Annotated in this window: 22 protein-coding genes and 5 pseudogenes; 21 read left to right on the top strand and 6 right to left on the bottom strand. The window is 66.4% G+C overall.

What is annotated here, in order from left to right:
* Nucleotides 1-123 precede the first annotated feature (123 nt).
* Together LRS08_RS10000 and hisN are read left to right on the top strand one after the other, a co-directional pair.
* Entirely contained in the window at nt 124-894 is a 771-nt protein-coding gene (locus LRS08_RS10000; RefSeq protein ID WP_257843826.1) for a DUF1134 domain-containing protein, read from the top strand.
* 69 nt (nt 895-963) lie between these two features.
* A complete protein-coding gene (hisN, locus tag LRS08_RS09995) occupies nt 964-1,746 on the top strand; it encodes a histidinol-phosphatase (RefSeq protein WP_260481622.1) in 783 nt (260 codons plus the stop codon).
* Nucleotides 1,747-1,749: 3 nt separating this feature from the next.
* Here hisN and LRS08_RS09990 read toward each other — a convergent pair whose 3' ends face one another.
* Nucleotides 1,750-3,930 (bottom strand): AsmA family protein, encoded by a 2,181-nt coding sequence (locus LRS08_RS09990; RefSeq protein WP_260481621.1) that lies wholly within the window; start codon nt 3,928-3,930, stop codon nt 1,750-1,752.
* A gap of 158 nt (nt 3,931-4,088) precedes the next feature.
* Between LRS08_RS09990 and rpmI the strand changes: the two genes are divergently transcribed.
* The 5 genes and pseudogenes from rpmI (at nt 4,089) to pheT (ending at nt 8,921) form a co-directional block, all read left to right on the top strand.
* Entirely contained in the window at nt 4,089-4,292 is a 204-nt protein-coding gene (gene rpmI / locus LRS08_RS09985; protein ID WP_066581118.1) for a 50S ribosomal protein L35, read from the top strand.
* Nucleotides 4,293-4,305: 13 nt separating this feature from the next.
* The gene (gene rplT / locus LRS08_RS09980) at nt 4,306-4,671 is read left to right on the top strand and encodes a 50S ribosomal protein L20 (protein ID WP_145848216.1); all 366 of its coding nucleotides are present in this window, start codon (nt 4,306-4,308) and stop codon (nt 4,669-4,671) included.
* Nucleotides 4,672-4,754: 83 nt separating this feature from the next.
* Nucleotides 4,755-5,375: a LysE family translocator gene (locus tag LRS08_RS09975; protein ID WP_257843827.1), complete on the top strand. Its 621-nt coding sequence runs from the start codon at nt 4,755-4,757 to the stop codon at nt 5,373-5,375.
* Between the two features lie 51 nt (nt 5,376-5,426).
* Nucleotides 5,427-6,500: pseudogene (gene pheS, locus LRS08_RS09970) on the top strand (phenylalanine--tRNA ligase subunit alpha); the annotation flags it as partial.
* 10 nt (nt 6,501-6,510) lie between these two features.
* Nucleotides 6,511-8,921, top strand: a pseudogene (gene pheT, locus LRS08_RS09965) (phenylalanine--tRNA ligase subunit beta).
* A 10-nt stretch (nt 8,922-8,931) separates the two neighbouring features.
* Here the strand turns inward: pheT and LRS08_RS09960 are convergent.
* Complete coding sequence (locus LRS08_RS09960; protein ID WP_257843829.1) at nt 8,932-9,459, bottom strand: hypothetical protein; 528 nt, start codon at nt 9,457-9,459, stop codon at nt 8,932-8,934.
* Between the two features lie 80 nt (nt 9,460-9,539).
* Here LRS08_RS09960 and LRS08_RS09955 point away from each other — a divergent pair, with 80 nt between their 5' ends.
* From LRS08_RS09955 to LRS08_RS09940, 4 genes are all read left to right on the top strand, one after another.
* Nucleotides 9,540-10,277: an SDR family NAD(P)-dependent oxidoreductase gene (locus tag LRS08_RS09955; protein WP_257843830.1), complete on the top strand. Its 738-nt coding sequence runs from the start codon at nt 9,540-9,542 to the stop codon at nt 10,275-10,277.
* Nucleotides 10,278-10,360: 83 nt separating this feature from the next.
* Nucleotides 10,361-10,648 (top strand): hypothetical protein, encoded by a 288-nt coding sequence (locus tag LRS08_RS09950; protein WP_260481619.1) that lies wholly within the window; start codon nt 10,361-10,363, stop codon nt 10,646-10,648.
* Nucleotides 10,551-11,183, top strand: a complete 633-nt coding sequence (locus LRS08_RS09945) for an EcsC family protein (protein ID WP_260481618.1) — start codon at nt 10,551-10,553, stop codon at nt 11,181-11,183. The genes LRS08_RS09950 and LRS08_RS09945 overlap by 98 nt, the downstream gene beginning before the upstream one ends.
* Nucleotides 11,184-11,224: 41 nt before the next feature.
* Complete coding sequence (locus LRS08_RS09940) at nt 11,225-12,799, top strand: peptide chain release factor 3 (RefSeq protein ID WP_257843832.1); 1,575 nt, start codon at nt 11,225-11,227, stop codon at nt 12,797-12,799.
* A gap of 93 nt (nt 12,800-12,892) precedes the next feature.
* Here the strand turns inward: LRS08_RS09940 and LRS08_RS09935 are convergent, their stop codons facing one another.
* The gene (locus LRS08_RS09935; protein ID WP_257843833.1) at nt 12,893-13,786 is read right to left on the bottom strand and encodes a prephenate dehydratase; all 894 of its coding nucleotides are present in this window, start codon (nt 13,784-13,786) and stop codon (nt 12,893-12,895) included.
* A gap of 109 nt (nt 13,787-13,895) precedes the next feature.
* On the opposite strand from LRS08_RS09935, the gene LRS08_RS09930 reads away from it, so the two are divergent.
* Entirely contained in the window at nt 13,896-14,558 is a 663-nt protein-coding gene (locus LRS08_RS09930) for a c-type cytochrome (RefSeq protein ID WP_257843834.1), read from the top strand.
* 55 nt (nt 14,559-14,613) lie between these two features.
* On the opposite strand, the pseudogene LRS08_RS09925 reads toward LRS08_RS09930, so the two are convergent.
* Nucleotides 14,614-15,481 (bottom strand): annotated as a pseudogene (locus LRS08_RS09925) (LOG family protein).
* 46 nt (nt 15,482-15,527) lie between these two features.
* Nucleotides 15,528-16,217 (bottom strand): extensin family protein, encoded by a 690-nt coding sequence (locus tag LRS08_RS09920; RefSeq protein WP_257843836.1) that lies wholly within the window; start codon nt 16,215-16,217, stop codon nt 15,528-15,530.
* Between the two features lie 168 nt (nt 16,218-16,385).
* On the opposite strand from LRS08_RS09920, the gene LRS08_RS09915 reads away from it, so the two are divergent.
* From LRS08_RS09915 to LRS08_RS09905, 3 genes are all read left to right on the top strand, one after another.
* On the top strand, nt 16,386-17,546 hold the full coding sequence (locus LRS08_RS09915) for a phosphoserine transaminase (RefSeq protein ID WP_257843837.1): 1,161 nt from the start codon (nt 16,386-16,388) through the stop codon (nt 17,544-17,546).
* A 141-nt stretch (nt 17,547-17,687) separates the two neighbouring features.
* Nucleotides 17,688-19,265, top strand: coding sequence for a phosphoglycerate dehydrogenase (gene serA / locus LRS08_RS09910; RefSeq protein WP_257843838.1), 1,578 nt, complete (start codon nt 17,688-17,690; stop codon nt 19,263-19,265).
* A gap of 19 nt (nt 19,266-19,284) precedes the next feature.
* The gene (locus LRS08_RS09905) at nt 19,285-20,376 is read left to right on the top strand and encodes an ATP phosphoribosyltransferase regulatory subunit (protein WP_260481617.1); all 1,092 of its coding nucleotides are present in this window, start codon (nt 19,285-19,287) and stop codon (nt 20,374-20,376) included.
* Here the strand turns inward: LRS08_RS09905 and LRS08_RS09900 are convergent.
* Nucleotides 20,373-20,663, bottom strand: a complete 291-nt coding sequence (locus LRS08_RS09900; protein WP_257843839.1) for a GNAT family N-acetyltransferase — start codon at nt 20,661-20,663, stop codon at nt 20,373-20,375. The two genes, LRS08_RS09905 and LRS08_RS09900, sit on opposite strands and share 4 nt — an antisense overlap.
* 65 nt (nt 20,664-20,728) lie before the next feature.
* On the opposite strand from LRS08_RS09900, the gene LRS08_RS09895 reads away from it, so the two are divergent.
* From LRS08_RS09895 to LRS08_RS09870, 6 genes and pseudogenes are all read left to right on the top strand, one after another.
* Complete coding sequence (locus tag LRS08_RS09895; protein WP_257843840.1) at nt 20,729-21,619, top strand: hypothetical protein; 891 nt, start codon at nt 20,729-20,731, stop codon at nt 21,617-21,619.
* The gene (gene recQ / locus LRS08_RS09890; protein WP_257843841.1) at nt 21,616-23,397 is read left to right on the top strand and encodes a DNA helicase RecQ; all 1,782 of its coding nucleotides are present in this window, start codon (nt 21,616-21,618) and stop codon (nt 23,395-23,397) included. The genes LRS08_RS09895 and recQ overlap by 4 nt, the downstream gene beginning before the upstream one ends.
* A 1-nt stretch (nt 23,398) precedes the next feature.
* The gene (locus LRS08_RS09885) at nt 23,399-23,824 is read left to right on the top strand and encodes a TIGR01244 family sulfur transferase (RefSeq protein ID WP_257843843.1); all 426 of its coding nucleotides are present in this window, start codon (nt 23,399-23,401) and stop codon (nt 23,822-23,824) included.
* A gap of 4 nt (nt 23,825-23,828) precedes the next feature.
* On the top strand, nt 23,829-24,224 hold the full coding sequence (locus tag LRS08_RS09880) for a hypothetical protein (protein WP_257843845.1): 396 nt from the start codon (nt 23,829-23,831) through the stop codon (nt 24,222-24,224).
* Nucleotides 24,225-24,277: 53 nt separating this feature from the next.
* Nucleotides 24,278-25,156, top strand: a pseudogene (locus LRS08_RS09875) (sterol desaturase family protein); the annotation flags it as partial.
* 17 nt (nt 25,157-25,173) lie between these two features.
* Nucleotides 25,174-26,743 (top strand): annotated as a pseudogene (locus LRS08_RS09870) (GMC family oxidoreductase).
* The last annotated feature ends 58 nt before the right edge of the window (nt 26,744-26,801 follow it).

Genomic DNA, 26,801 nt, shown 5'->3' with positions numbered 1-26,801 from the left:
CGTCTGCCACGCGATCAATGGGCGGATTTGCGGCGGCTGGGCGCGAAATCGACTCGGGTCATCGCCGGTTCATTGCCGCCCGGTCATGGCAGGAGGTAAGTGCGACGCTGCGGGAGGGTTCATATGCGACGGTTGATGCTCTGGATCGGGATGGCGTTCGCGCTGCCATCGCTGGCGGTTGCGCCCGCGCTGGCGCAGAGCATCCAGAAGGTCGATCCGGACACCGCGATCGACGCCGATCTCGACCGGCCGCAGACCGCGATCCCCGCCCAGCCCACGCCGCAGGACGAGCCTGTCGATCCCGGCGCACCCGATGAGGCCCCGCCAGCGCAGGGGCAGGTGCCGCCACCGGCACCCACGGTGCCCCCGGCTGCCCAGGCCCAGTCGGAGCTGCAAAAGCCGGAAGCCCCGACCACATTCGACCAGGTGCGCCTCGTCTCTGCAGCGGAAGGCGTGTTCGGCAAGGGGGCGACGGGCCTCGCCGCGCTGATCGAGGATATCCTGAAGGATCAGGGCCAACCCAACGCCTATATCGCCGGGTCGGAAGGATCGGGCGCGGTGGTCGTCGGACTGCGCTACGGATCGGGCACGATGGTTCATGCGGTCGAGGGCGAGCGCGATGTCTATTGGACGGGACCGTCGGTCGGTTTCGACATCGGTGGCGACGCCAACAAGGTGTTCGTGCTGGTGTACAATCTCTACGACAGCCAGGAGCTCTACAAGCGCTTCCCGGCGGGCGAGGGGCGGCTCTATTTCGTCGGCGGCTTTTCGGCCAGCTATCTGCGCCGTGGCGACGTGGTGCTGATCCCGGTACGGCTGGGCGTCGGATGGCGCGCGGGCGCCAACGTCGGATACATGAAGTTCAGCGAAAAGCGGCGCTGGCTGCCGTTTTAGGTTCGGCTCAGCGACGCTGAACCGGGTGCGGCACTTGAAGCCCGCACCCTTCCCCGCTAGGCGGGGCGCATGCCAGTATCCCAAGCCGATATCGATCTCGCCCAGCGCCTCGCCGATGCGGCGGGCGCGGCGATCCGCCCCTATTTCCGCGCCGAACATGGGCTGGAGTCCAAGGATGACGCCTCGCCGGTAACCCTCGCCGACAAGGCGGCGGAGGCGGCGATGCGGCGGCTGATCATTGCCGAACGGCCGATGGACGCGATCATCGGCGAGGAAGAGGAGGAACGTGAGGGCAGCAGCGGGCGAACCTGGGTGCTCGACCCCATCGACGGGACGCGCAGCTTCATCGTCGGGCGACCGATCTTCGGTACGCTGATCGCGTTGCTGGAGGATGGCTGGCCGGTGCTGGGAATCATCGACCAGCCGATCATCGGCGAACGCTGGCTGGGCGTCACCGGGCGCACCACCTTGTTCAACGGCAAGCTCGCAGAAACGCGTGCGTGCCGCGAGCTGTCCAAGGCGCTGCTCGCCACCACCTCCCCCGCCCTGTTCACCGACGGCCAGCTCCATGCGTTCGAGCATGTCGACGCGGCGGTGCTGAGCACCGTACTGGGCGGCGACTGCTATAATTATGGGCTGGTCGCATCGGGCCATCTCGACCTGGTGATCGAGGCGGGGCTGAAGCTCCACGATTTCGCCGCCCTGGTCCCGGTGGTCGAGGGCGCGGGCGGGCGCATGTGCGACTGGCAGGGCGACCCGCTGCACGCCGGGAGCAATGGCGAGGTGATCGCGGCGGGCGACCCCGCGCGGATCGAGGAAATCGTCGAGGCGCTCGCCTGTCGGGGTCACTAATCCCTAGAAAATCCCCAGAAACTTCTTCCGCTGCTCCTTGCGCTCGGCCCTGGTGCGTGAGCCGTCCTCGGACTTGGCGGTCGTCCCCTTGCCGACATCGTCGCGCGGGCGGCCCTTGGTGTCGCGCTGGGCCTTGGCCGTCGCACCGGCAAGGACCGGGCCGCACGCCGCGCTCTTGGCATCGCCGACATCGACGAATGCCAGAATGCCCGCCAGCGGACTGGCTGCCACGCCTAGGCCGAGACCGGCTCCGGCACGCCCGAGCAGTTCGGGGGTGATCACGTCGATCTTGGGCTGCGCGAAGTAGCCGCCGATCCCGACCGGCGACTGGCCGGCGAACAGGCTGAACTTCTTCGAATCGGCGCGGAAGGCGAGGTCGAGCGTTTCGTTGCGGAAACTGAAGCCGCCGCGGCCGAGCATGACGTTCTTTTGCGTGTCGATCAGGATCGGGTCCGCCGCCGCGATCCCGCGCTGCACCGTAAAGGCGATCAAGCCGCAATTGATCTGGACAGGTTCCTTCAGCTTCCCCTCGAACATCTTCTGAATGAACGTGCCGATATCGAGTTCGGACAGCTGGATGTTGCGCGTCCAGAAGCTGCCACGCGGCAGGATAACCGCGATGCGGCCGTTGGAGGCGGCCAGCGACTTGCGCACGCTGTCGCCCGTCCCGGTCATCTTGACGCGCGCCGACAGCGTACCGCTTGTCCCCGATTCCTCGACCCCAAATCCCTTGAGCAGCACCCCGATGGGCGTCGGCGACAGGCGGATATCATAGTCGGTGAGAACCGCCGGATTGCGCGCGTTGATCTTGATGTCCGAAGACACTGTGCCACGCGCCATCGCGAAGTTCAGCGGAGAGAGGGTGAGCAGCCGGTCGTCGAGCGTCAGGCCGAGCGTCACGTTGCTGAGTGGCAGTTGCTCTGCCCGGACGCGCGCAACCTTCCAGTTGAGCCTGGCGTCGAAATTGCGCAGCGCCTCGATCCGCAGCGGAGCATCGGGCAGGATATGCGGGCGTCCGCCTTCCATCCGCGTCACCGCGCCCGCAGCCGACGCTCCTGGGCTGTAGCCGATGAACGGGCCGACATCGACGATATCGAGCGTGCGTGTGGCAAGTTCGGCGTCGAGTAAGATGCGCGGTTCGCCCATGCGGACGGTCAGCCGTCCACCCAAGTCGCTGTCGCCGAACGTGCCGCGCAGTCCGGTGAAGCGCCATTCGTCGCCCGCCTTGGTCAATGCCGAGCGCAGGCGATAGGTGCGGGTATCGGGCACCGCGACCCCGGCAACGCTGAACAGATCGGCGAGGTTGCCGCCGCGCACATCGACCTTAAGGTCGGCTCCCTCGATCTGCGTCGCTTCGGGCAGGGTTCCGGTGATGTCTGCGCGGGTCTGCGCGCCCTCTACTCGTAGCGCGAGCTGATTCTGGCCGCCCGCAACCGTGGCGTTGGGTGAAAGCAATGCGCCCCACAGGGTGAACGGCGTGCGGCGCGCCATCCCGGTGCCGCGGAAGCGAATCGCCTCGTCGAACCGGTCGTCAGTCGCCTGGACCGTCTCGATCGTGATATCGGCGGACAGCGCCATCTTGGGGTCGCGGTAGCTGAGCTTGCTTTCGGCGACGATTGCGCGGCGGATCAGCGGAATGTCGAGCGGCTCGCCCTTCTCCTCGCTGAACGTCCATGTGTTGCGCCGTCCGGCTTCGTCCCAACGCAGGTCGACCGCACCGCTCTGAAGGTCCAGCACGTTGATACGCCGGCCACCCCACAGAAAGCTGAAGGTGGCGACATTGAGTTCGATACGCTTGGCCGCGAAGAAATTGCCTTCCCCCACCCATATCGGGTTGGAGACGGTCAGCTCTTCGGAGACATATTTGAGGTTGATCGGGTTGAAATAGAACTGGAAATCGCCCGCGACGCGCACCTCGCGCCCGGTCTGGCTGCTCACGATCCGCTCGAACGTCCCCTTCAGGAACCGGCCCTTGGTGATGTAGAGAATCGCCCAGGCGATGAACAACGCCAGCAGGACACCGCCGATGACGCGCACGGTGATGACCATCCAGCGTGGCCAGCGGCGCTGCTCAACGGGCGAATCGTCATCCCCACCGCTCTGAGTGGCGGCGGGTTCGGACGTCTCGGGCGGATCGACAGGCTCGGCATCCGCCGTGACGATCGGGGCGTCCCGGTCGGCCATGACAGCGTGAAAAGACTCAGGATACCAATTCAGTTCCGAACCTTGCTTTTCCCACCGTTCCTCGCTACTGGCCCGCCTTTCCGCGATTCAGGGGAACCGCCCGGCTAACAAGGGCTGCCGGGGCTGTTCGTGATCGTCGCGCGTAAAAGGAGACGGAAATGCCCAAGATGAAGACCAAGAGCGGTGTGAAGAAGCGCTTCAAATTCACCGCGACGGGCAAGGTGAAGCACGGCGTCGCCGGCAAGCGTCACCGCCTGAGCAGCCATAACGCGAAATATATTCGCACCAACCGCGGCACGTCGGTCCTGTCCGAAGCTGATGCCGGCCATGTGCGCCTCTGGGCGCCCTACGGCCTCAAGTAAGGAGTAGCAGACCATGGCACGTGTCAAACGTGGTGTAACCACCAAGGCGAAGCACAAGCGGATTCTGGATCAGGCGAAGGGCTATTATGGCCGTCGCAAGAACACCATCCGCATCGCGCGCCAGGCCGTCGAAAAGGCCGGCCAATACGCCTATCGCGACCGCAAGGTTAAGAAGCGCAGCTTCCGGGCTCTCTGGATTCAGCGCATCAACGCCGGCGTCCGCGCCGAGGGCCTGACCTATTCGCAGTTCATGCACGGGCTGAAGCTCGCCGGTATCGAACTGGACCGGAAGGTCCTGGCCGACATCGCGATGCACGAAGGTGAGGCGTTTACCGCCATCATCGCGCAGGCGAAGGCGGCTCTGCCCCAGGCCGCCTGAGGCAAGCCTGTAGCGACCGAATATGGGGCGCCGGTGGACATCCACCGGCGCCCTTTTTCTTGTCCCCCGAGAGGGTTCGACCGATGACGCTCCAGACCTGGTGGCTCTATGTCACCGCCGTGTTCCTGATCTCCGCGACGCCGGGGCCGAACATGCTTCACGTCATGGTGCAGAGCATCCATCACGGCGCGCGCCGGTCGGTTGCGTCGATGGCGGGGCTGATGACCGCGAACCTCGTCTGTCTGCTCGCCTCAGCCGCCGGACTGGGCGCGCTGCTCAAGGCGTCACCGGTGCTGTTCGATGCGCTGCGCTATGCCGGGGTCGGCTATCTGGTGTGGCTGGGGATCAAGGCGTGGCGGGCGCCGGTCGGCGGCGATGCCGACGCGGAGAAGCCTGCCCCGCCTTCCCTCCCCGCAATGTTCGGGGCCGGGCTCGGCACCGGATTTTCTAATCCCAAGCTGATCATCTTCGCCGCCGCGCTATTCCCGCAGTTTATCGACACCAACGCGCCGTTCGCGCCACAGCTCGCAACCCTGATCGTCAGCTTTGCCGCGATCGAGGCATTCTGGTTCAGCATGTACGCGTTGGGCGGGCGGTCGCTGTCCGCCTGGCTCGCGCCTGCCAACCGTCAGCGGCTGTTCAACCGGGTGACCGGCGGCGTGTTCGTCGCGTTCGGCATCGCTTTGCTGGGCAGTCGGGCTTGACCTTCGCGCCCGTCTGCGGTTCGGGCCAATAGACCAATGAACGGAAATTCGATGACCGATCTCGACCAACTCAAGGCCGACCTTCTCGCCGCGATCGACGCGGCTGCCGGCGTCGACGCGCTGGAGGCCGTGCGCGTGCATGCGCTGGGCAAGCAGGGTGCCGTCACGGGCCTGCTCAAGACACTCGGCGGGATGTCACCGGAAGAGCGGCAGGAGACCGGCCCGCGCATTCACGGCCTGCGCGAAGTGGTGACCGAGGCGATCGCGGTGCGGAAGGCGACGCTCGAATCCGCGGCGCTCGAGGCGAAGCTCGCCAGCGAGACGCTCGACATGACGCTGCCGGTCGATAGCGTGCCCGCCGGCACCGTCCACCCGATCAGCCAGGTGATGGACGAGCTCGCCGAAATCTTCGCTGATATGGGCTTTGCCGTCGCGACCGGGCCGGAGATCGAGGACGACTGGCACAATTTCACCGCGCTCAACATTCCGGAGACGCATCCGGCGCGCGCGATGCACGACACCTTCTACCTCGCCGGCGAGCATGAGCGGCCCATGGTGCTGCGCACGCACACCAGCCCCGTGCAGATCCGCACCATGACCAGCCAGACGCCGCCGATCCGCATCATCGCGCCGGGCCGCGTCTATCGCAGCGACAGCGACGCGACCCACACGCCGATGTTCCACCAGATCGAGGGGCTGGTGATCGACAAGGGGATCACGCTCGGCCACCTCAAATGGACGCTGGAGACCTTTCTCAAGGCCTATTTCGAGCGTGACGACATCGTGCTGCGTCTGCGCCCGAGCTATTTCCCATTCACCGAGCCGAGCGCGGAGGTCGATGTCGGCTTCACCTGGATCAACGGCAAGCGCGTGATCGGCGGCAGCGGCGATGCCGAGGGCGGCGGCTGGATGGAGGTGCTGGGCAGCGGCATGGTCCACCGCCGGGTGATCGAGGCATGCGGGCTGGACCCGGATGAATGGCAGGGCTTTGCCTTCGGCACCGGGGTCGATCGCCTCGCGATGCTCAAATATGGGATGGACGATTTGCGCGCATTCTTCGACGGCGACCTGCGCTGGCTGAAGCATTACGGCTTCTCGGCACTCGACGTGCCCACGCTGTCGGGGGAGTTGGCGCATGAAGTTCACGCTGAGCTGGCTCAAGGAGCATCTCGACACCGATGCCTCGCTGACCGACGTCCTCGATGCCCTGAACCGCATCGGGCATGAGGTCGAGGGCGTGGAGAATCCCGGCGCGGCGCTGGCCGCGTTCAAGGTCGCGCGCGTGCTGACCGCCGAGCGGCATCCGCAGGCCGACAAGCTGCAGGTGCTGACCGTCGATGCCGGAGACGGCGCGCCGCTGCAGATCGTGTGCGGCGCGCCCAATGCCCGCGCTGGCCTCGTCGGCGTGCTCGGCCTGCCCGGCGCAACGGTGCCCGCCAACGGCATGGTGCTGAAGGTCGCGGCGGTGCGCGGCGTCGAATCGAACGGCATGATGTGTTCCAGCCGCGAGCTGGAGCTGGGCGACGATCATGACGGCATCATCGAACTGCCCGAGGATGCGCCGGTCGGCACGGCGTTCCCGGATTATGCCGGGCTCGACGATCCGGTGATCGACGTGTCGATCACGCCCAACCGTCAGGATTGCATGGGCGTACGTGGCATTGCCCGCGACCTTGCCGCTGCGGGTCTCGGCACGTTGAAGCCGCTCGACGCCACCCCGGTTCCCGCCAGTGGGCCGGGGCCGGAGGTGCGGATCGAGGCACCCGAAGGCTGCCCTGCCTATTTCGGCCAGACCGTCAGTGGCGTCACTAACAGTGCCGCGCCCGACTGGATGCAGCGCCGGTTGAAGGCGATCGGCCAGCGCCCGATCAGCGCGCTGGTCGACATCACCAACTATGTGATGATTGACCTCGGCCGCCCGCTCCACGTCTATGACAAGGCGAAGCTCAGCGGTGCGCTGACCGTGCGCAAGGCAAAGCCGGGCGAGCAGGTGCTGGCGCTCAACGAAAAGACCTACACGCTCGACGAGACGATCACGGTGATCGCGGACGATAATGGCGTCCACGATATCGGTGGGATCATGGGCGGCGAGGACACCGGCGTGTCGGAAACGACCACCGACGTCGTGATCGAATGCGCCTATTTCGAGCCGGAGGCGATTGCGCGAGCGGGGCAGAAGCTGCTGCTCACTTCGGACGCCCGCACCCGGTTCGAGCGCGGCGTCGATCCCGAGTTCCTTGACGACGGCATCGCCATCGCCGCGCGGCTGGTGACGCAGATCTGCGGCGGAACCGCGAGCGAAGTGACGCGCGCGGGCACGGTGCCGAAAGTCGGCATCACCACCGGCTATGACCCGCGTCTCGCCGAGACGCTGGGTGGCATGGCGATCCCGGCAGAGCGGCAGCGCGACATCCTCGAATCGCTGGGCTTCACCGTCCAGCCGCTCGACGCCAATGGCGACCCGTGTGAGCTGGACGACGCGTGCGACGGCTTCCGCGTCACCGCCCCCAGTTGGCGGCGCGACGTCGACGGCCCCGCCGATCTGGTCGAGGAAGTGATCCGGATCGAGGGGATCGACAAGGTCCCCTCCACCCCCTCCCCCGCGCGCCCGGCGTCGCCAAGCCGACCGCGACGCCCGAGCAGAAGCTGGAACGCCGCATCCGCCGCACCGCCGCCGCACGCGGCCTCAACGAAGCGGTGACGTGGAGCTTCATCTCCGAGAGCGAGGCGCAAGCGGTCGGTGGCGGCGCATGGACGCTCGCCAACCCGATCAGCGAAGACCTGAAGGTCATGCGCCCCTCGCTGCTGCCCGGCCTGATGATGGCGGCGGCGCGCAATGTGAAGCGCGGCGCGACGAGCGTGCGCCTGTTCGAACTCGGCCGCCGCTATCTGGCCGATGGCGAGAAGCTGACGCTCACCGTCCTGCTCACGGGCGACCGCAGCCCGCGCGGCTGGGCGAACGGCAAGGCGCAGCCCTTCGGCGCGTTCGATGCCAAGGGTGAGGCACTGGCACTGCTCGAAGCCGCCGGCGCGCCGGTCGGCAACCTTCAGGTGATGGGCGAAGCGGGTGCGGCCTGGCATCCCGGCCAGTCGGCGACGCTGCGGCTGGGTCCGAAGACAGTGCTCGCCGCATTCGGCATGCTCCACCCGAGCCTGACCAAGCGCTTCGACCTCGACGGCCCGGTCGCCGCGGTCGAGATGTTCCTCGACGCGATCCCGACCAAGCGCGCGACCGGCTTCGCCCGTCCGGCCTACACGCCCCCGGCGTTGCAGGCGGTGACGCGCGATTTCGCGTTCATCGTGCCGAGCACGCTGGCGGCGGGCGATCTGGTCCGCGCGGTCAAGGGTGCGGACAAAGCCAGCATCACCGACGCCCGCCTGTTCGACCTGTTCACCGGCGCGGGCGTCGAGGACGGCAAGAAGAGCCTCGCGGTCGAAGTGACGCTGCAACCGGGCGAAAAGAGCTTCACCGACGCGGAGATCAAGGCGGTGGCCGACAAGGTCGTCGCGGCGGCAGCAAAGCTGGGCGCGAGCCTGCGCGGCTGAACCTTGCCCGCTACCCGGCTAGCGGTCGGGTAGCGGTGGCGCGCCGCCGTCTGCGCCACGTCCATGCGGCCAGGAACAGGCCGCCCAGTATCCCGATTGCATAGCTAGCGCTATGCGCGAAGCCGACGGTTAGAAAGGCGACGTGGCGGTCTTCCGGAACACGGGCCGCCATCTCGCCGACGAGCCAAATGGCACCCTGCGCGGCGAGTAGCGCCCCGACTATGCCGCCGACCGCTGCCCCGCCAGCGCTTACCAGCATGAGCCGGACGATCCCGGCGCGCACGTCATTGACTCTGAGCTTTGGAGCACGGCCCACTCGCGCAGCCAACGCAAGCAGGATCCCGAGGATCAGGCCGACCCACCAAGTTGCGATGACGCCCCAGCCGATCGCGAGAAGAAACGGTGAGTCCGTGGCAAAGACCGGTGGATGCCCGATCGTGAAATACTCGACGCACACATGCGCGGTCACCTGATCGTGCAGGATACCGTAAACGACCGCCGCCAAGATCGCGAAGAGGATGATTTTCAGCGATTCCATGATGCTCTCGGTGGGCGATCATTGCAGCGTGTCGGACGAATGACCATAGGGCGTGGGTCTCCAGCGAAAGGACCCGGACCATGCCAACCGTACTCATCACCGGCGCGACAGCAGGGATCGGCGAAGCGGCGGTGCATGCCTTTGCCGATTCTGGCTGGCATGTCGTTGCGACGGGTCGCCGGGCGGACCGGCTGGCGGCGCTGAAGAGCGACGGCGTCCACACGCTCGAATTCGACATTCGCGACGAGGCTGCGCGGGATGCCGCGCTGGCATCGCTGCCCGAACCGTTTGCCGACATCGATCTGCTGATCAACAATGCGGGGCTCGCCCGGGGCCTTGAGAAGGCGCAGCAGGCCGATCTCGATAACTGGAAGACGATGGTCGACACCAACGTCACTGCGATGATGTCGATCACCCACAAGTTGCTGCCGATGCTGATCGAACGGCGCGGCGCGATCATCAATCTCGGCTCGGTCGCGGGCAGCTATGTCTATCCGGCCGGCAATGTCTATGCCGGGACCAAGGCGTTCGTGAATCATTTCAGCCTCGCGCTGCGTGCCGATCTGCACGGCACCGGGGTCCGTGTGACCTCGATCGAGCCGGGGATGGTCGAGACCGAGTTCATGACCGTGCGCACCGGCGGCGACAAGACTGCGTCCGACCGGCTCTATGCGGGCGTCCATCCAATGACCGCCGAGGACATCGCCGAAACCCTGCTCTGGGTCGCGACCCTGCCGCCGCACCTCAACATCAACCGGCTCGAACTGATGCCGGTGAACCAGGATTTCGCCGGCTTTGCGGTGCATCGCGAGGCGTAGGACGAGTCCCGCGACGGGATCGGCCGCGTCGCGCCCCTTGCCATCGCGGCGTTAACCAATAGCCTGTCCGCCGGGGGCAGGTGATGGAGTCGATCGATCCCGGCAATGCATGCGCTGCGTTCGGCGAGGACGATCTCGTCGAGCTGCTCGCCATCGCCGAATTCCATGAGGACGCGGGCAGCGTGCTGATGAACCTCGCCAAACAGGCGGGGAAACAGGCCGATTCCATCATCGAGTGGCTCCCCGACGACTGGGAGGCCAAGCTGCAGGGGGATGCTCGATCTGGCGCTGCGCCAGAGCTATGCTTTCGCGTTCCGCACCAACAAGTCCAACCGTCGCGCGCCCGGCGACACGCGGCCGGTGAAGAATAGCGAGGGGTTTCACCGCTTCGCCGCCGGGTTCACCGGCGCGATCGGCGGGTTGGGCGGGGTCGGCACCACGCTGGCCGACCTTGCGGTTACCACCACGCTGATCCTGCGATCTATCCAGCAGATCGCGGCGCATTATGGCGAGGATATCGACGATCCGGAGGTGCGCGCGCAGTGTATCGCGGTGTTCGGCCTGGGCGGCCCGCTCAGCGACGACGACGCGACCGATACCGGGCTGTGGGCCGGACGCATCGCGCTCAGCCATCAATCGGTGTCGGGCGTGATCGGCGCGGTGGTGCCACGGCTGGGGCGGACGATGGGCCAGACGATCGCCGCACGCGCCGCCCCGGTGGTCAGCGCCGCGACCGGGGCGGCGATCAACACCGTCTTCACCCGCTACTATCAGAAGATGGCGCACGTCCATTTCCGCCTGCGCCGGATCGAGCGCCGCCACCCGCGAGAGGAGGTGATGGCGTGCTTTGAGCGGATCGTGATGATGGAGCGCGCGCGGCGGCGATCCAAGAAGCGGCGGGGGTGAGACCCCTCGATTCACGCGCCACTTGCCGCTAGAGGGCCGCGATGCCCGAAAATGTGATTCCCGATCGTCGCACCTTCGCGATCATCTCCCACCCTGACGCCGGCAAGACCACGCTGACCGAAAAGCTGCTGCTGTTCGGCGGCGCGATCCATCTTGCCGGCGAAGTGAAGGCACGCGGCCAGGCGCGACGCGCACGGTCGGACTGGATGAAGATCGAACAGCAGCGCGGGATTTCGGTCACCTCATCGGTGATGACGTTCGAGCGCGACGGCATCACCTTCAATCTGCTCGACACGCCGGGGCACGAGGATTTCAGCGAGGATACCTATCGCACGCTGACTGCGGTCGATTCGGCGGTGATGGTGATCGACGCCGCCAAGGGCATCGAAAGCCAGACACGCAAGCTGTTCGAAGTGTGCCGGCTGCGCAACGTGCCGATCATCACCTTCGTCAACAAGGTCGACCGCGAGGGCCGTGAGATGTTCGAGATCCTCGACGAGATCGCCGACCTGCTCGCGCTCGACGTCGCGCCGATGACCTGGCCGGTCGGCATGGGCGGCCAGTTCGAGGGGATTTACGACCTGGTCGACCATCGCCTGCTGCTTCCCGAGGGAGACAGCCGCGAATTTCAGGGCAAGGTGGTGCAGACCAGTGGCCTCGACGACCCCCAGCTCGACACGCTGATCTCGGCGCAGACGCTCGCCAAGGTTCGCGAGGAAGCCGAGCTGGGGCTGGCGGGCTATGCGACGTTCGATGGCGACGCCTATCGCAATGGCGATCTGACCCCGGTCTATTTCGGGTCAGCGCTCAAGGAATTCGGGGTCGATTCGCTGATCGACGCGCTCGCGGCCCATGCCCCGCCCCCGCACGCTTTGCCCGCCGAACCCGCGCCAGTCGCGCCGGACAATCCCGAAGTCACCGGATTCGTGTTCAAGGTGCAGGCGAACATGGATCCCAACCACCGCGACCGAATCGCGTTCATGCGGCTGGTGTCGGGCACCTTCAAGCGCGGCATGAAACTGACTCCGAGCGGGCACGGCAAGCCGATCGCGATCCATTCGCCGATCATGTTCTTCGCCCAGCAGCGCGAACTGGCGGACGAGGCGTTTCCGGGCGACATCATCGGGATTCCCAACCACGGCACGCTGCGCGTCGGCGATACGCTGAGCGAAAAGGCGGCGGTGCGCTTTACCGGCCTGCCCAATTTCGCGCCGGAAATCCTGCGCCGCGTGGTGCTGAAGGATCCGACCAAGACCAAGCAGCTGCGCAAGGCGCTCGACGACCTGTCCGAAGAGGGCGTGATCCAGGTCTTTTACCCGGATATCGGCTCGAACTGGATCATCGGCGTGGTCGGCCAGCTTCAGCTCGAAGTGCTACTCAGTCGCCTCGATGCCGAATATAAGGTCGGCGCAAACCTTGAGCCGGCACCGTTCGACACGGCGCGCTGGGTCGGCGGCGAGGCGGGCGATGTGAAGGAATTCATGGACCTCAACCGCACCGCAATGGCCAAGGACCGCGACGGCAACCCGGTGTTCCTCGCCAAATCGGCGTGGGAAGTCGGCTATATCGCCGACCGCTATTCCAAAGTGAAGTTCATGGCGACACGCGAGCGGTAGGGATTTGCGCCCCTGCGAAAGCAGGACACCAGAGTTTCAACCCGAATCGCCTGTAGCTCTGGGTTCCTGCTTTCGCAGGAACACAAGTTTACGTCACTCCGGACGCGCGCGCGCCTGCGGATAGGTGCCAAGCACACGCATCGACTTGGTGTGGAACTTGAGTTCCTCCAGCGCGCGATCGACTGCGGCGTCGCCGGGACGACCCACGATGTCGGCATAGAATTCCGTCGCCGCGAAGCTGCCGCCGCGCTGGTAGCTTTCCAGCTTGGTCATGTTTACCCCATTGGTCGCGAAGCCGCCCAGCGCCTTGTACAGCGCGGCGGGCACGTTCTTCACCTCGAACACGAACGTGGTCATGTACGGCCCGTGATCGCGCAGCGGCGGCGCACTGCGCGAGAGCATCACGAAACGGGTCATGTTGTGATCGGCGTCGGCGACGTCGTTGTCGAAGATCGTCAGACCATAGAGCGGCGCAGCGCCCGGCGGGGCGAGCGCGGCCACGGCGGGATCGCCCTCCTCCGCCACCACCGCCGCCGCCCCGGCGGTATCGGGGTAGGAGAGCGGTGCGATCCCCTGAGCCTTCAGCCAGTGGCGGCACTGGCCCAGCGCCTGCGGATGGCTCATCGCCTGACGCACCCCGGCGCGCGCGCCCAGTCCCATCAGCGCGTAGCGGATCGGCAGGAAATGCTCGCCGATGATGACCAGGCCCGATTCGGGCAGCAGGAAATGGATGTCGGCGACCCGCCCGTGCAGCGAATTTTCGATCGGGATCATCGCGCAATCGGCGCGCCCGTCGCGCACCGCGTCGATCGCATCCTCAAAGCTGAAGCAGGGGAGCGGCAGCCCGGTCGGGAAGGCCTCCAGCGCAGCCATGTGCGAATTTGCGCCCGGCGCGCCCTGGAACGCGACCGCGCGTTTGGGCTCGGCCAGAGCGGCCTGCGTCATCCGTTCGACGATCGGGCGGGCGGGGGCGGCGAAATTGTCCATCGGCGCGCGCGTAACCGCGCGATCAACTTGCGGCAAGCCCGGGTTGCGGGGATCAAAAGGCCACACTAAAGAACCCGGCCAAGATCAACACGGGGCAGAACGGGCGCACATGGACAATCGCATGAACACGATCGCAGGCTGGGTCCTGTTCGGCTGTGCCTCTGCCCTCGGCCTCTCGATCGCCAGCGGCATGATCTATCATGGTGGAAAGCCCGAGAAGGAAGGCTATCCGGTCGAGAGCGCGGACGGCCCGGAGGGCGGCAGCGGTGCCGCTGCGGTCGAGCCGATCGCCAACCGCCTGGCCAAGGCCGATGTCGCCAAGGGTCAGGCATCGTTCGCCAAATGCGCGGCATGTCATTCGATCACCCAGGGCGGTGCGAATGGCGTGGGGCCGAATCTGTGGGCGTCGATGGGCAAGCCGCACGGCCATGTCGCCGGATTCGCCTATTCCGACGCGCTCAAGGCGGTTCCGGGCAACTGGACGTTCGAGGCGATGGACGCATGGCTCGCCAGCCCGCGCAAATATGCCGCCGGCACCAAGATGACCTTTGCCGGCCTGTCCGATCCGCAGGAACGCGCGAACGTGATCGCCTATATGAACGCGCAGGGCTCGAACCTGCCTTTGCCAGCCCCCGAAGCGGCTCCGGCCGAGGGTGAGACAGAAGCTGGCAACGAAGTGACACCGACCGAACTGGGCAATGCCGGCACTCCGGCTTCTGGCGCACCCTCGGTCGATCCCGCCGCAGCCGCGGAAGCCGCGAAGAAGGAATAATTCGGCCTCGGGACTGGAACGCGAAAAGGGCGGCCTCAACGGGCCGCCCTTTTTCTTACTCCTCCCGGTCCTCCCAGAATTTCTGGACGATCTCCCATCCCTCCTCGGCGGTTTCGCAGAAGTGGAACAGGCCAAGGTCGCGAGGACTGATTACACCCTCCTCGACCAGCGCCTCGAAATTGACAACGCGGGTCCAGAAATCCTTGCCGTAGAACAGCACCGGGATCGGAGCGATCTTCCCGGTCTGGATCAGCGTCAGCAACTCGAACGATTCGTCGAACGTCCCGAACCCGCCGGGGAACACCGCGACCGCTCGCGCGCGGAGCAGGAAGTGCATCTTGCGCAGCGCGAAATAGTGGAACTGGAAGCTCAGTGACGGGGTCACATACTCATTCGGTGCCTGCTCATGCGGCAGCACGATATTGAGCCCGACCGACTCGCAGCCCTTTTCGGTCGCGCCGCGATTCTGCCGCCTCCATGATCGAAGGCCCGCCGCCCGAGGTGACGACGAAATGGCGGTCGCCATTCTCGTCGAGCGGGTAGCAGCTGGCGAGTCCCGCCAGTTCGCGCGCGACATCGTAATATTTCGACTTCTCGATCAACCGCTCGGCGATTCGCCGCGACTGGTCATCGGTCGCCAGGTCGAGCAGCGCCTGCGCCTTGGCCGGCTCGGGAATCCGCGCCGATCCGTAGATGACGAACAGTGACGCGATGTTCGCCTCGTCCATCAACAGGCTGGGCTTCAACAGCTCGAGCTGGAACCGCACGGGACGCAGATCCTCACGCAACAGGAAGTCCATGTCCTGAAAGGCGAGGCGATAGGCCGGGTGTTCGGTCTGGGGGGTGGAGACGGCGGTCCGCGCGGTCTCCGCATCCTGGCTCGCGCGGGCAAAGACGCGCGACGGCACTTTCTTGTCTGTCATTGCGACGGGACTAGCCGGTTTCGCTTCGGACGCAAAGCGCCGAGCGTCAGCGGCAGAACGGCTTGCCGCCGAGGTCGAAATGGAAATGGTTTGCGTGCGCGCTGTTATAGTCGGGGCCCAGCACCGTGGTGAAGCGGCGACACGCCGAACGGTGCACGACGCGCAGGAACTCGCGCTCCTCCGCCGTCCCGCCGCTCCAATCGCCCAGCACGCTGATCTTGCGTCCATCACGCAAGACAAAGGCGGCGACATCGATCGCATTGCCAAGCCCATGTTCGGAAACCTTGAGCGACGACGCGGCACTCCCACCGACGATCCCCCGGCAGGAGTAGGTGCCATAGGTTTCGACCCGCACCAGCTCGCCATTCAATATCTCGCGCGCCGCCGGGACCGCCGCGTGGCGCATCCAGGCAATGAAATTGCGCGCCAGCGGGCAACGCATTGCCTTCAGCCCCGACACCGGGATCCCGACATCGATCAGCTGCACCGCGCCGATCACCATGCATCCGCCACCATAGTCGCGGTCGGGCAGCGGACTGAACCGCACCTCTGCGCGCGACAGATCGGCATAGCATTGCTGCGTCTCGCGGCTGGTCGGAATGTCGAGCGTCACCGGGCCGCGCGGGTCCGGGCGCACCGGCGCGCGCGACGGCGCTGCACGGTCGTCGTCACCGCCGAACACGCATCCGGCGAGCAACAGGGGAAAGCACAGGGTCAGGATTGCGCGCATGACCATGCCCCCCTGTAACCCATTGTGGTTAACCCGCGCTTATCCGCCCCACCCGGATTCCACCCGTTTCACCCGATACCGCTCTTTGCTTGACTTACCGCCCCCCATCGTTAGGGCCGCCGACGGGCCACGCGGTCCCAACGCCGCGCGTGCTCTCTGCGAGGAGAGACTGACATGACTGAGTTTGTTGCCGCCGACGCCGGAACTGCGTCCATCGCCAAGCCCGCCACGAAGCCGGCTCGCCCCCATTTCTCTTCGGGTCCCTGCGCCAAGCCTCCGGGCTGGGATGCCGCCAAGCTCGCGACCGAGGTTCTCGGTCGCTCGCACCGCTCGAAGCTCGGCAAGACCCGTCTCCAATACTGCATCGACCTGATGCGCGAGATGCTGCGCCTGCCCGACACGCACCGCATCGGCATCGTCCCCGGTTCCGACACCGGCGCGTTCGAGATGGCGATGTGGACGATGCTTGGTGCGCGGGGCGTCACGACGCTCGCCTGGGAATCGTTCGGCGAAGGCTGGGTCACCGACGCGGTCAAGCAGCTCAAGCTCGATCCGACGATCGTCCGCGCCGATTATGGCCAGCTGCCCGACCTGACTCAGGTCGATTTCGCCGACGACGTGCTGTTCACCTGGAACGGCACCACCAGCGGCGTGCGCGTACCCGATGGCGACTGGATCCCCGACGACCGCGAAGGGCTGACCTTCGCCGATTCGACCAGCGCGGTGTTCGCCTACGACCTGCCGTGGGACAAGATCGATGTCGCGACCTTCAGCTGGCAAAAGGTGCTGGGCGGCGAAGGCGGCCATGGCGTCCTGATCCTCGGCCCGCGCGCGGTGGAACGGCTGGAAAGCTACACCCCCGCCTGGCCGCTGCCCAAGGTGTTCCGCCTGATGGCCAAGGGCAAGCTGACCGAGGGCTTGTTCAAGGGCGAGACGATCAATACGCCGTCGATGCTGGCGGTCGAGGACGCGATCTTTGCGCTCGAATGGGCCAAGGGTCTCGGCGGGCTTGAAGGCCTGATCGCGCGCAGCGACGCCAATGCCGCCGCATTGCAGAAGCTGGTCGCGGAACGCGACTGGCTCGGCAATCTGGCTGCGGACGAAGCGGTCCGATCGACCACCAGCGTGTGCCTGACGGTCGAAGGGGCAGACGAAGCCTTCATCAAGAAGTTCGCGTCGCTGCTCGAAGCCGAGGACGCCGCCTATGACGTCGCCGGATACCGCGACGCTCCGGCGGGGCTGCGCATCTGGTGCGGCGCGACCGTGGACACCGCCGATATCGAGGCGCTCGGCCCCTGGCTCGACTGGGCCTACGCCACCGCCAAGGCGGGCTGACCTCTATAGCCCTCTCCCCTTCAGGGGAGAGGGTTGGGAGAGGGGCAGTCCCTCTCGAACATTCCATTTCAATTGACAGGGCCGGACGAGACACTGCCCCTCTCCCCGGCCCTCTCCCCTGAAGGGGAGAGGGAGATAACAATGCCCAAGGTACTGATCAGCGACAAAATGGACCCCAAGGCCGCCCAGATCTTCCGCGAGCGCGGGGTCGAGGTGGACGAGATCACCGGCAAGACGCCGGAGGAGCTGAAGGCGATCATCGGCCAATATGATGGCCTCGCCATCCGTAGCTCGACCAAGGCGACCAAGGAGATCATCGACGCCGCGACTAATCTGAAGGTCATCGGCCGCGCCGGCATCGGCGTCGACAATGTCGACATCCCCTATGCGTCCTCGAAGGGCGTGGTGGTGATGAACACCCCGTTCGGCAATTCGATCACCACCGCCGAACACGCCATCGCGCTGATGTTCGCGCTCGCGCGCCAGCTGCCCGAGGCGAACGCCCAGACCCAGGCGGGAACCTGGCCCAAGAACGGCTTCATGGGCGTCGAGGTGACCGGCAAGACGCTGGGTCTGATCGGTGCGGGCAATATCGGGTCGATCGTCGCGGATCGCGCGCATGGCCTCCGCATGAAGGTGGTCGCATTCGACCCGTTCCTCAGCCCTGAGCGTGCGGTGGAAATGGGCGTGGAAAAGGTCGAGCTCGACACATTGCTCGCCCGCGCCGACTTCATCACGCTGCACACGCCGCTGACCGACCAGACGCGCAACATCCTGTCCAAGGAAAACCTGCTCAAGACCAAGAAGGGCGTGCGCATCATCAACTGCGCGCGCGGCGGGCTGATCGACGAGGCGGCGCTCAAGGAGCTGCTCGACAGCGGCCATGTCGCGGGCGCGGCGCTCGACGTGTTCGTGACCGAACCGGCCAAGGAACACGCGCTGTTCGGCACCCCCAACTTCGTCGCCACCCCACATCTGGGCGCGTCGACCAACGAGGCGCAGGTCAATGTCGCGATCCAGGTCGCCGAGCAGATGGCCGATTACCTCGTCAATGGCGGCGTCACCAACGCGCTCAACGTGCCGAGCCTGACCGCCGAGGAAGCGCCGCGGGTCAAGCCGTACATGGCGCTGGCCGAAAAGCTGGGCTCGCTCGTCGGCCAGCTCACCCATGGCGATATCCCGCGCGTGTCGGTGCATAGCGAGGGGGCGGCGACCGAGGTCAACCAGAAGCCGATCGTCAGCGCGGTGCTCGCCGGGTTCCTGCGCACCCAGACCGACACGGTCAACATGGTCAACGCCCCCTTCCTCGCCAAGGAGCGCGGGATCGAGGTGCGTGAGGTCAAGACCGAGAAGGAAGGCGATTACCACACGCTGATCCGCGTGTCGGTCAAGACCGATGCCGGTGAACGCTCGGTCGCGGGCACATTGTTCAACAACCGCGAGCCGCGGCTGGTCGAGCTGTTCGGGATCAAGGTCGAGGCCGATCTCGCCGGGCACATGCTCTATGTCGTCAACGCCGACGCCCCCGGCTTTATCGGCCGGATCGGCACCGCGCTGGGCGATGCCGGGGTCAATATCGGCACCTTCCACCTCGGCCGCCGCGATGCCGGTGGCGAAGCGGTGCTGCTGCTCTCGGTGGACGAGGCGGTTACGGCGGAACTGGTAGCGCAGGTTCGCGCGCTGCCGGGCGTCAAGACCGCCATGGCGCTCAAGTTCTGACGCGCTTATGGGGGCGGGCATGAACGGACTACTTCCCGAAGGATTCCACGACCGCCTGCCCCCGCTTGCCGATTCGGCGGCGGCGCTCGAATCGCGCGTGCTCGATGTTGCGCGGCTGCATGGCTATGAGCGGGTCGATCCCCCGCTTGCCGAGTTCGAGGAATCGCTTGGGGCACGGCTGAAGGCAGGGAGCGGCAAGGATGCGGTGCGCTTCACCGATCCGGTGTCGCGCCGCACGCTGGCGATCCGCCCCGACATCACCGCGCAGATCGGCCGCATCGCCGCGACGCGCATGGCGCACCATCCGCGTCCCGTCCGCCTGTCCTATGCTGGGCAGGTGCTCAAGCTGCGCGCCAGCGAGCTGCGGCCCGAGCGCGCGATGCGCCAGATCGGCTGCGAGCTGATCGGGCGCGACAGCATCGCTGCGGTGCGCGAGATCGTCAGCGTCGCGGTAGCGGCGCTGGAGGCGGCGGGCGTTCCCGGCCTCGCGATCGACTTCACCCTGCCCGATTTGGTCGAACAGCTTGCCCCCGAAATGGCGCCCGACCAGCTCACAGCCCTGCGCGCCGCGCTCGACGCCAAGGACGCCGCTTCGGTCGCGGCGATCGACCCGGCATTCTTGCCCCTGATCGAGGCGGCGGGGCCGTTCGACGCGGCGGTTGCCCGGCTGCGCGCGCACGACACCGGAGGGGCGCTGTCCAGCCGGCTCGACGGGCTGGAGGCGGTCGCCCAGGCGGTGGCGGGCAAGGCCGCGCTCACGCTCGACCCGACCGAACGGCATGGCTTCGAATATCAGAGCTGGATCGGATTCTCGCTGTTCGCGCGCGGCGTGCGCGGCGAAATCGGGCGTGGCGGCAGCTATTCGGTGATCGGCGCGCAGGGTGAGGAACCCGCCGTCGGCTTCTCGCTCTATGCCGATCCCTTGCTAGACGCAGGGCTGGCCCCGGCGGAGCGGAGGCGCTTGTTCCTGCCGTTCGGCACCGATGCGGCGACGGCGGCGCATTGGCGGAGCGAGGGCTGGGTCGCGGTCGCCGCGCTCGATGCCCAGGACAGTGCAGCAGCCCAGCTCTGCACCCATGTCCTCAACAACGGCGAGCCCTGCCGCCTCTAATCCAGCGGCTCGGCGAGCAGCTCCGCCCATTGGGGGTGCTTGCGGATATAGGCGGCGACGAACGGGCACTGCGCGATCACCCGCAGCCCACGGTCGCGCGCGGCGGTCAGCGCGTGCAGGATCAACCGGCTGGCAATTCCCCGTCCTTCCAGCGCAGGCGGGACGATGGTGTGGGTGAAGGTGATGATATCGCCGTCGATCACATATTCGGCGCGCGCCAGATGGCCGTCCACGATCAGTTCGAACCGGTTCCGTTCCGCATTGTCGCGAATTTCGTCAGAATCCATCACCCGCCTCCCGATTGCCGTGCATCGGGGGCGATGGTAGCGATCCGGGAACGGAGGACAATCGCTTGAAGATGCGGCTTTTCACGCTGATCTTGGTGGCATTGATGCTCGGCGGTGCGGCTTCGCCGGCGCGGCAGGTGCGCGCGGGCGAAGCAGTTCAATGGTCGATGGGCGACGGGCGCAAGGCGTTTCGCCATGGCGACCTGACCGCGACCTTCGACCGCGTTCAGTGCGCACCGCTGGGCGACGAATGCGAGGAGGAGCAGCTAGAGCCGAGGCTCGTGCTCAGTACCGCAGACGGCAGGTCGGTGACGCTCGACGATCTGCCGCTGGCCGCCACGCTGATGCTGGGGCCGCTCGACAAGGGCGGGCCCGTCGTCGCGTTCCTCCAGACTTATACCGGCGGGATGCATTGCTGCCAGCAACTGCGCGTGATCGTGCGGAGCGCGAACGGGCTGAAGATCGTCGAGCTCGGTGGCTATGACGGGGCGGAGATCGGCTGGCCAAGGGACGTCGATGGTGACGGGGTTCGTGATTTCGTGGTGAGCGACGACCGCTTCCTCTACGCCTTCGAAAGCTATGCCGCGAGCGTGGCACCGCCAAAGGTGCTGAACATTGTCGATGGGGCAGTGCGCGACGTGTCGGCCGAACCCCGCTTCGCCAAGGTTTTCGCGATGGCCGCAGTGCGCGCGCGCAAAGCGTGCATCGGCGAAGATTATCCCAATGGCGCCTGTGCCGCATGGGCCGCGAGCGCCGCGCGGCTGGGCCAGCTCGACGCGGTGTGGCCGGTGATCCTCGCCGAACATCGCAAGGAAACCGCGATCTGGCCGGACCGATGCAGGGTCGATCGCAGCGAGGATGGCGACTGCCCGGAGGGCCAGCTGGTCGAATATCCCGATTATCCAACCGGACTGCGCGCATTCCTCGCGGAGACTGGCTATATCCCCGCCGCATGAGTGACCCGCGCCCGCTGAATCCCCAAGACGTATTGCACACGCTTTTCGGCTTTCCAGACTTTCGCGGCGTCCAGCGGCAGGTGGTCGTTCGCGTCCTCGCCGGGCAACGCACGCTGGCGGTGATGCCGACCGGTGCGGGCAAGTCGCTGACCTATCAGCTGCCCGCGACGATGCTCGACGGCACCTGCGTCGTCATCTCCCCGCTGATCGCATTGATGCACGATCAGCTGCGCGCCGCCGAGGCAGTGGGCATCCGCGCCGCGACGCTGACCAGCGTCGATGAGAACCGCGCCGAAACGGTCGAACGATTCCGCAACGGTGAGCTCGACCTGCTCTATGTTGCGCCCGAGCGCGCATCGGGCAGCGGCTTCCGTGACTTGCTCCGCTCCGCCCCGCTCGCCTTGTTCGCGATCGACGAGGCGCATTGCGTCAGCGAATGGGGGCACGACTTCCGCCCCGACTATCGCCTGCTTCGCCCGTTGATGGATGCATTCCCCGACGTCCCGCGCCTCGCGCTGACTGCCACTGCCGATGCGCACACCCGCGCCGATATCCTCGGCCAGCTCGGCATCACCGAGGACGGGCTGATCGTCGCCGGGTTCGACCGGCCCAATATCCGCTACCAGATCGCGCCGCGCGACAATGTGCCGCGTCAGGTCGCCGACTTCATCGCCACGCAGAGCGGCCCTGGCATCGTCTATGCCCAGACGCGCAAGGCGGTGGAGCAGCTGGCAGAGAAGCTCGCCGCGACCGGGCGTCCGACCCTGCCCTATCATGCCGGGCTCGACCCCGCCGTGCGCCGCCGCAACCAGGCCGCGTTCGTCGCGAGCGAGGACATGGTGATCGTCGCCACGGTCGCGTTCGGCATGGGGATCGACAAGCCCGATGTGCGCTTTGTCATCCATGCCGGCCTGCCCAAGTCGATCGAGGCCTATTATCAGGAGACCGGCCGCGCCGGGCGCGATGGGGACCCGGCGGTGGCGCAACTCTTTTGGGGTGCCGATGATTTCGCCCGCGCCCGCCAGCGCATCGGCGAGGTCGAACCCGAGCGTCAGCCGGGCGAACGCGCGCGGCTCAACGCACTTGGTGCGCTGGTCGAGACCGCCGGATGCCGCCGCGCGATCCTGCTGCGCCATTTCGGCGAGGAACCGCCCGCGACCTGCGGCAATTGCGACAATTGCCTCGAAGCGCCCAAGGCAATCGACGCCAGCGTAACGGCGCAGAAATATCTCTCCGCCGTGTTCCGCACCGGCCAGAGTTTCGGCGCGACCTATATCGAACAGGTGCTGACCGGCCAGTCGACCGAACGCAGTCTGATGAACGGGCATGAGGCGCTGTCGGTCTGGGGCATCGTCGAGGGGGATGAAGCTGCGCTGATCAAGCCGGTTGGTCGCGCTCTACTGCTACGCGACGCGCTGCGTACCAATCCGCATGGAGGACTTGAGTTCGGCCCCGGTGCGCGGCCGATCCTGAAGGGCGAAGCCACCCTCGACCTGGTCATACCGCCCAAGCGCGAACGCCGCCGCAAGGGCAGCAGCACCGGCGCGCCCAACCCTGTCGGCGATCCGCTGTTCGAGGCGTTGCGCGACAAGCGCCGCGCGCTGGCGCAGGCGGCGGCGGTCCCGCCCTATGTCATCTTCCACGATTCGGTGTTGCGCGAAATGGCAGCGACGCGCCCGGCGACGCTCGCCGACCTCTCGCGCATTCCGGGCATTGGCGCGCGCAAGCTGGCGGATTATGGCGATACCTTCCTGCAAGTGATCCAAGAGGCCGCCTGACATGCGCACGATCGACGAAACCATTTCGGTGGCCCCGCAGATCAGCCCGGCCGACGTGACCGACATCGCGCGCGCGGGGTTCAAGGCGATCGTCAACAACCGCCCCGACGAGGAAGAGCCTGGCCAGCCCTCGGGCGACGCGATCCGCGCGGTCGCGGAGACTTTGGGCCTGTCCTACCACGCCATCCCCGTCACCCATGCCGGCTTCTCGATGCCGCAGGTCGAGGCGATGCGCGCGGCGATCGAGGGTGCAGATGGTCCGGTCTTCGCCTATTGCCGATCGGGCACGCGCTCGACCAACCTGTGGGCGCTCGCCGAGGCGAGCCGCGGTGGCGATCCCGAGACGCTGATCGGCAAGGCCGCACAGGCGGGATACGACATCAGCGGTCTCCGTCCGATGCTCGACGCGCTGTCGGGCAAGGCGTGACGTCATGAACTGGTGGCTGGTCGGCGGATCGCTGGCGGCGGTGCTAGCGCTGGCCGGGATTGCCTCGCTGCTCGGGCTGGGTGGCGCACGACGGCTGCAGACTGGAGACGACGCGATCCGCCTCGCCGAGGCGCTGGTATCCGGCTTTTCGGGCAAGGTCGGCGTCGTCGCCACCGATGGCACGCGCGCCATGGTGGCGGGGGGCACCGCCGATCTGGTGGTGATCGAACCACTCGGCGCGCGACACCGGGCGACGCGGTTCAAGTCGGCCCGCGTCGTGATGACCCATCCGGAGGCGGACGGCCTGAAGATCGCGCTGGAGCTGCAACCGGGCACAGTGTTTCGCATCACTGTTGCCGATGCGGACGCGGCGCACGCCCTAACCGACGCGCTCGGCTAACCATTGCCAAGGTCGATCCGACACGCTTATTTACACGCGTGTAAGGAGAGCGAATGCCCAATCTGCCGGACCCGGTCGATCTCGCCGTCCCGGCCTTCGTCCTGCTCGTGCTGGCGGAGATGGTGGTCGCGCGGATCAAGGACCGCAGCCGCTATTGCCTGCGCGATACGCTGACATCGCTGATGCTGGGGTTTGGCAGCACGATCGCGGGCGTGCTGGCGGGTGGCTTCGTCTTCGCGATGGCGGTGTGGGTGCACCAATATCGCCTCTTCGACATCTCCTATGCCTGGTACTGGTTCGTCGTCGCCTTCGTGCTCGACGATCTCGCCTATTATGTCTTCCACCGATCGGCGCACCGCGTCCGCTGGTTCTGGGCAAGCCATGTCATCCACCACAGTTCGCAACACTATAATCTGTCGACCGCGCTGCGGCAGACCTGGACCGGGTTCTTCAGCCTCGGCTTCATCTTCCGCCTGCCGCTGTTCCTGATCGGCTTTCCGCCGGCGATTGTGTTCTTCGTGGCGGGGGTAAACCTCGTCTACCAATTCTGGATTCACACCGAGGTGATCGGGCGGATGCCGCGCTGGTTCGAGGCGGTGATGAACACGCCCTCGCACCACCGCGTCCATCACGCGACCAACCCGCGCTATCTCGACAAGAATTATGCCGGCGTGTTCATCATCTGGGACCGCATGTTCGGCACGTTCGAGGCGGAGCGCGATGAGGATCGCCCGCGCTATGGCATCGTCAAGAACCTGCCCGACTTCAACCTCGTCCGCGCCGCCTTTCACGAATGGTGGGGGATCGCGCAGGACGTCTGGGCTGCCCCGAACTGGCACGCCCGCCTCATGTACATGATCGCGCCGCCCGGCTGGAGCCATGACGGCAGCCGCGATACATCCGAGATAATCAAGGCGCGCTGGGAGGCGCGGGAAAAGGCGGGGGTCCAGTGGAAGAAGCCGATATCGTCGTCATCGGAGCCGGGTCCGGGGGAGCGCCGCAGCAGGTCGGCTGAGCGAGGACGGGAAGTACTCGGTTGCCGTTCTGGAGGCGGGGGGCGCAACACCAGCTTCCGCACGTTGATGCCCGGCGGGATCGCGATGCAGACCCCCGCGACCAACTATGCGTATGAGACGGTGCCGCAGCCCGGCCTCAACGGTCGTCGCGGATACCAGCCGCGCGGGCGCGGGCTGGGCGGATCGAGCGCGATCAACGCGATGCTCTACATCCGCGGCGTGCCGTGGGACTATGACAATTGGGAACGGCTCGGCTGCCCCGGCTGGGGCTGGAACGATGTGCTCCCCGTGTTCAAGCGCAGCGAGGCGAATGAGCGCGGCGCGGACGATTATCATGGCGGCGAAGGCCCGCTCCATGTCAGCGACCAGAGTTTCATCCACCCCGGAACCCGCGCGTTCGTCGAAGCGGGCGCGGCGCTGCAGATCCCGCGCAACGACGATTTCAACGGGCCGAGCCAAGAGGGGATCGGCGTCTATCAGGTGACGCAGAAGGACGGCGAGCGCTGGACCGCCGCGCGCGGCTATCTGAAGGACCGCCCCAACCTCAACATCATCTGCGAAGCCACCGTCGAACGCGTGCTGATCGAGGAAGGGCGCGTGTGGGGCGTCGCCTATTCACGCGGAGGACAGACCAAGATGATCCGCGCGCGCCGCGCCGTCGTAATGGCGGGCGGCGTGTTCGGTACCGCGCAAACGCTCATGCTGTCAGGCATCGGTCCGGCTGCGCATCTCAAGGAAATGGGGATTCAGGTCCGCATCGACCGGCCCGAGGTGGGCGGCAACCTTCAGGACCATCTCGATTATGTCGCTGCGTTCGAGACGCCGGGATATGATTTTCTCGGCCGCTCGCTGCGCGGTTCGCTGGCGGGGCTCGGCGGCATGTGGCGCTGGTTCCGCAGCCGCAGCGGCATGATGACGTCACCCTATGCCGAGGGTGCGGCATTCCTGAGGAGCGATCCGGCGCTGGAAGTGCCCGACATACAGCTCCACTTCCTGATCGCGATCGTCGAGGACCATGGACGGGCCAAGGTCAAGGCGCACGGCTATAGCTGCCACGCCTGTGTCCTGCGCCCGGAGAGTCGGGGAACGGTGCGGCTGAAGTCGCCCGATCCGCGCACCGCGCCGCTGATCGATCCGCAATTCCTGTCCGATCCGCGCGACCTGGAACTGCTGATGAAGGGGACGCACATGATGTACCGCATCCTCGAGCAGCAGCCGCTGGCCGCGCTCGGAGGCAAGGACCGCTACCCGTTCGACGACGATGCCACGTTGGAGCGGCTGATCCGCGCGCGCGCCGACACCATCTATCATCCGGTCGGCACCGCGCGAATGGGGTCAGACAATGGCGCGGTGTGCGACCCGCAGCTGCGGGTACGCGGGGTCGAGGGGCTGTACGTCGCCGACGCCTCGATCATGCCGCGCCTGATCGGCGGCAACACCAACGCGCCGAGCATTATGATCGGCGAACGCTGCGCCGATTTCGTCCGGGCCGACCTTACATAAAAAAACGGGCCGGCTCAGGAGAGAGCCGGCCCAGTCGTCCGCAGGAGGAACATCGTGA

Origin of the sequence: Sphingomonas sp. J315 (assembly GCF_024666595.1) — a bacterium.
Taxonomy (GTDB): domain Bacteria; phylum Pseudomonadota; class Alphaproteobacteria; order Sphingomonadales; family Sphingomonadaceae; genus Sphingomonas.
The sequence above is the reverse complement of the archived record's forward strand: the minus strand, read 5'-3'. Positions and strand labels throughout refer to the sequence as shown.

What these genes read in the sequence shown, in the direction of transcription:
- LRS08_RS10000 (WP_257843826.1), top strand. Translation starts at nt 124, where the DNA reads ATGCGACGGTTGATGCTCTGGATCGGGATGGCGTTCGCGCTGCCATCG.
- hisN (WP_260481622.1), top strand. Translation starts at nt 964, where the DNA reads ATGCCAGTATCCCAAGCCGATATCGATCTCGCCCAGCGCCTCGCCGAT.
- LRS08_RS09990 (WP_260481621.1), bottom strand. Translation starts at nt 3,930, where the DNA reads ATGGCCGACCGGGACGCCCCGATCGTCACGGCGGATGCCGAGCCTGTC.
- rpmI (WP_066581118.1), top strand. Translation starts at nt 4,089, where the DNA reads ATGCCCAAGATGAAGACCAAGAGCGGTGTGAAGAAGCGCTTCAAATTC.
- rplT (WP_145848216.1), top strand. Translation starts at nt 4,306, where the DNA reads ATGGCACGTGTCAAACGTGGTGTAACCACCAAGGCGAAGCACAAGCGG.
- LRS08_RS09975 (WP_257843827.1), top strand. Translation starts at nt 4,755, where the DNA reads ATGACGCTCCAGACCTGGTGGCTCTATGTCACCGCCGTGTTCCTGATC.
- LRS08_RS09960 (WP_257843829.1), bottom strand. Translation starts at nt 9,459, where the DNA reads ATGGAATCGCTGAAAATCATCCTCTTCGCGATCTTGGCGGCGGTCGTT.
- LRS08_RS09955 (WP_257843830.1), top strand. Translation starts at nt 9,540, where the DNA reads ATGCCAACCGTACTCATCACCGGCGCGACAGCAGGGATCGGCGAAGCG.
- LRS08_RS09950 (WP_260481619.1), top strand. Translation starts at nt 10,361, where the DNA reads ATGGAGTCGATCGATCCCGGCAATGCATGCGCTGCGTTCGGCGAGGAC.
- LRS08_RS09945 (WP_260481618.1), top strand. Translation starts at nt 10,551, where the DNA reads ATGCTCGATCTGGCGCTGCGCCAGAGCTATGCTTTCGCGTTCCGCACC.
- LRS08_RS09940 (WP_257843832.1), top strand. Translation starts at nt 11,225, where the DNA reads ATGCCCGAAAATGTGATTCCCGATCGTCGCACCTTCGCGATCATCTCC.
- LRS08_RS09935 (WP_257843833.1), bottom strand. Translation starts at nt 13,786, where the DNA reads ATGGACAATTTCGCCGCCCCCGCCCGCCCGATCGTCGAACGGATGACG.
- LRS08_RS09930 (WP_257843834.1), top strand. Translation starts at nt 13,896, where the DNA reads ATGGACAATCGCATGAACACGATCGCAGGCTGGGTCCTGTTCGGCTGT.
- LRS08_RS09920 (WP_257843836.1), bottom strand. Translation starts at nt 16,217, where the DNA reads ATGGTCATGCGCGCAATCCTGACCCTGTGCTTTCCCCTGTTGCTCGCC.
- LRS08_RS09915 (WP_257843837.1), top strand. Translation starts at nt 16,386, where the DNA reads ATGACTGAGTTTGTTGCCGCCGACGCCGGAACTGCGTCCATCGCCAAG.
- serA (WP_257843838.1), top strand. Translation starts at nt 17,688, where the DNA reads ATGCCCAAGGTACTGATCAGCGACAAAATGGACCCCAAGGCCGCCCAG.
- LRS08_RS09905 (WP_260481617.1), top strand. Translation starts at nt 19,285, where the DNA reads ATGAACGGACTACTTCCCGAAGGATTCCACGACCGCCTGCCCCCGCTT.
- LRS08_RS09900 (WP_257843839.1), bottom strand. Translation starts at nt 20,663, where the DNA reads ATGGATTCTGACGAAATTCGCGACAATGCGGAACGGAACCGGTTCGAA.
- recQ (WP_257843841.1), top strand. Translation starts at nt 21,616, where the DNA reads ATGAGTGACCCGCGCCCGCTGAATCCCCAAGACGTATTGCACACGCTT.
- LRS08_RS09885 (WP_257843843.1), top strand. Translation starts at nt 23,399, where the DNA reads ATGCGCACGATCGACGAAACCATTTCGGTGGCCCCGCAGATCAGCCCG.
- LRS08_RS09880 (WP_257843845.1), top strand. Translation starts at nt 23,829, where the DNA reads ATGAACTGGTGGCTGGTCGGCGGATCGCTGGCGGCGGTGCTAGCGCTG.